General features: G+C 71.4%; 2 protein-coding genes. One reads left to right on the top strand and one right to left on the bottom strand.

The window, feature by feature from the left end; all coding sequences use genetic code 11:
* Nucleotides 1-121: 121 nt before the first annotated feature.
* Entirely contained in the window at nucleotides 122-859 is a 738-nt protein-coding gene (locus E2651_RS42025) for a ferritin-like fold-containing protein (RefSeq protein ID WP_135336531.1), read from the bottom strand.
* A 461-nt stretch (nucleotides 860-1,320) separates the two neighbouring features.
* Here E2651_RS42025 and E2651_RS42030 point away from each other — a divergent pair, with 461 nt between their 5' ends.
* On the top strand, nucleotides 1,321-3,615 hold the full coding sequence (locus E2651_RS42030; RefSeq protein ID WP_245239543.1) for a DEAD/DEAH box helicase: 2,295 nt from the start codon (nucleotides 1,321-1,323) through the stop codon (nucleotides 3,613-3,615).
* Nucleotides 3,616-3,698 lie beyond the last annotated feature (83 nt).

Below are 3,698 nucleotides of genomic sequence, written 5' to 3' on the forward strand. Positions count from 1 at the left end.
GCTCCTGGCCCTCAACGCGGCGATCTGGCACAACTGGGCCTGCAGCACCGAAAAGAAGCGTTCACTGATCCACTACGACCACCCGACCCGGCTGACCAGCACGTAAAAGCACATCAACCATCTAGGCGGCCAAGCCCAGCGCAGCCATCCGCTTCGTGTGCGCCTCAGTGATCCGAGAGAACATCCGCCCGACCTCGGCAAGGTCGAACCCATCGGCAACGCCCCCGACCAGCATGGTCGACAACGCATCCCGGTCGGCCACAACCCGCTGCGACTGCGAAAGCGCCTCGCCCATCAAACGCCTCGCCCACAGAGCAAGCCGCCCGCCCACACGAGGATCCGCGTCGATCGCGGCCCGCACCTTCTCCACCGCGAAGCTCGCGTGCCCCGTGTCGTCGAGCACACCGAGCACGAGCCCGCGCGTGTCGCCGTCGAGCCGCGCCGCGACCTCGCGGTAGAAGTCACTGGCGATCGAGTCGCCGACGTACGCCTTGACCAGGCCCTCGAGCCAGTCCGACGGCGCGGTCTGACGGTGGAAGCCGTCGAGCGCCGCGACGAACGGCTCCATCGCCTCGGTCGGGTCCGCGCCGATCGCCGAGAGCCGGTCCCTGAGCTGCTCGAAGTGGTGGAACTCCGCCGACGCCATCTTCGCCAGCTCCGCCTTGTCGCCGAGCGTCGGCGCCAGCTTCGCATCCTCCGCGAGCCGCTCGAACGCCGCGAGCTCTCCATAGGCGAGCGCGCCGAGCAGATCCACCACCGCGGCGCGGTAGTGCGGCTCGGCGGAAGCGGTCGCCCAGTCCTGGGCGGCGACTCCGGTCGGTTCGGCGGGCGTGTCAGCGGCGGTGTCAGGCGTCTCCATAAACCGCACAATAGCCCGCTCGCAGCAACGCGTAAGGGCCTGGTCAGTGACTGTGACTACGACTACGTGACCAATTCGCCAGACACGGCTGCGCGATTCCGGGGTACAGTGATAAAGCGCCTGCCGAATATTCGACGGGCCGTATGAATGAGGATGCCCGGTCGGAGGCCCGATCGGCTCCGCCCGACAGCCCTCCAGGCGGTGCGCACAGCGCGTACGGCATGAGGAGGGAACCTCAGCGGTATGAGCGCTCGAGCGCAGGCAGTGGTCCCGCGCCCCCGGCCCGCCCCCCAAGCAGCCGGCGGTAGTGGCACGGTCACGACCCCCAGTGTTCGCCTCAGGCCGCGTCTCACAGAAGAGGCAATGCCCTGACTACGACTTTCCGCGATCTCGGGATTCTCCCCGAGACGGCCGAGGCTCTCGAAGCCGTCGGCATCATCAGCCCGTTCCCCATCCAAGAGATGACGCTCCCCGTTGCCCTCTCCGGCACCGACGTCATCGGCCAGGCCAAGACCGGCACCGGCAAGACGCTCGGCTTCGGCCTTCCGCTCCTCGAGCGCGTCACCGTCCCCGCGGACGTCGAGGCGGGCCGGGCCAAGCCCGAGCAGCTGACCGAGGCGCCGCAGGCCCTCATCGTCGTCCCCACCCGTGAGCTGTGCCAGCAGGTCACCAACGACCTGCTGACCGCCGGCAAGGCGCGGAACGTACGCGTCCTCGCCATATACGGCGGCCGGGCCTACGAGCCGCAGGTCGAGGCGCTCAAGAAGGGCGTCGACATCGTCGTCGGCACGCCGGGCCGGCTGCTCGACCTCGCCGGTCAGCGCAAGCTCGACCTCAAGCACGTCAAGTGCCTGGTCCTCGACGAGGCCGACGAGATGCTCGACCTGGGCTTCCTGCCCGACGTCGAGCGGATCATCAACATGCTGCCGGCCAAGCGCCAGACGATGCTGTTCTCGGCGACCATGCCGGGCGCCGTCATCGGCCTCGCGCGTCGCTATATGTCGCAGCCCACGCACATCCGCGCCACCGCGCCGGACGACGAGGGCCAGACCGTCGCGAACACCGCGCAGTTCGTCTACCGCGCGCACAACATGGACAAGCCCGAGATGATCGCGCGCATCCTGCAGGCCGACGGCCGCGGGCTCGCGATGATCTTCTGCCGTACGAAGCGGACCGCCGCCGACATCGCCGAGCAGCTCGAGAAGCGCGGCTTCGCCTCGGGCGCCGTGCACGGCGACCTCGGGCAGGGCGCCCGTGAGCAGGCGCTGCGCGCGTTCCGCAACGGCAAGGTGGACGTGCTCGTCTGCACCGACGTCGCCGCCCGCGGCATCGACGTCGAGGGCGTCACGCACGTCATCAACTACCAGTCCCCCGAGGACGAGAAGACGTACCTGCACCGCATCGGCCGCACCGGCCGCGCGGGTGCCAAGGGCATCGCGATCACGCTGGTCGACTGGGACGACATCCCGCGCTGGCAGCTGATCAACAAGGCGCTGGACCTCGGCTTCGCCGACCCGGTCGAGACGTACTCGAGCTCTCCGCACCTCTTCGAGGAGCTGAGCATCCCGGCGGGCACCAAGGGTGTGCTGCCGCGCGCCGAGCGGACCCGTGCGGGTCTGGGCGCGGAGGAGATCGAGGACCTCGGCGAGACGGGTGGGCGTGGCGCCCGCGGGGGCCGCGGAAACGGCCGCTCGCAGGACCGCGACCGCGGCCGCTCCGGTTCCGGTCCCGCCGCTTCCAGTGCTCCTGCCGAGGAGCGTCCCGCTCGTACGCCGCGCCGTCGGCGCCGTACGCGGTCGGGCACCCCGCTGGACGCTACGGCGACTCCGTCGGTCGAGACCCCGGCGTCCACGGAGCCGGCGCCCGCCGCAGAGCTGGTGGAGCCGCGCACGCCGCGCCGCCGTCGCCGGACCCGTTCCGGCGAGGCCGCCGAGGCCGCCGAGGCCGTCGTCGAGACGGTGGAGACGGTCGAGGCCGTGGTGCCGGAGGCCGCCGAGGCCCCCGCGAAGCCGCGCCGCCGCACCCGCAAGGCTGCGGAGACCGTCGTCGACACCGTCGAGGCGGTAGAGGCTGCGGAGGCTGAGGCCCCCGCCAAGCCGCGCCGTCGTACGAAGAAGGCCGCCGAGGCCGTCGTCGAGACGGTCGAGGCGGTGGAGGCGGAAGCCCCCGCCAAGCCGCGTCGCCGCACCCGCAAGGCTGCGGAGGTCGTCGTCGAGACCGCCGAGGTGGTGGAGGCGGAAGCCCCTGCCAAGCCGCGTCGTCGCACGAAGAAGGCCGCTGAGGCCGTCGTCGACACCGTCGAGGCGGTAGAGGCTGCGGAGGCTGAGGCCCCCGCCAAGCCGCGCCGCCGGACGAAGAAGGCCGCCGAGGCCGTCGTCGACACCGTCGAGGCCGTGGAGGCGGAAGCCCCCGCCAAGCCGCGCCGTCGCACGAAGAAGGCCGCAGAGACCGTCGTCGAGGCTGCGGAGGCCGAGGCCCCTGCGAAGCCGCGTCGCCGCACGAAGAAGGCCGCCGAAGCCGTCGTCGAGGCCGTGGACGCCGAGGCGCCCGCCAAGCCGCGCCGCCGTACGAAGAAGGCCGCCGAAGCCGTCGTCGCGGCGGAGATTCCGGCTCAGCCGACGGAGGAGTCGAAGCCGCGTCGCCGTACGCGGAAGGCTGTCGCCGCCACGGCTGAGGGGGACGCCCCCGAGGCCACGGTTGCCAAGCCTCGTCGGCGTACTCGGAAGACCGCGGAGGCGGTTGAGGCCGCCGAGTAAGCGCGGCCCGTTGCCTTACGAAGGCCCGGTTCCCCTCGGGGGCCGGGCCTTCGGCATGTCCGACCCCGGGCCCGAAAAAGCCC

Origin of the sequence: Streptomyces sp. MZ04, from assembly GCF_004684775.1 — a bacterium.
Classification (GTDB): Bacteria; Actinomycetota; Actinomycetes; order Streptomycetales; family Streptomycetaceae; genus Streptomyces.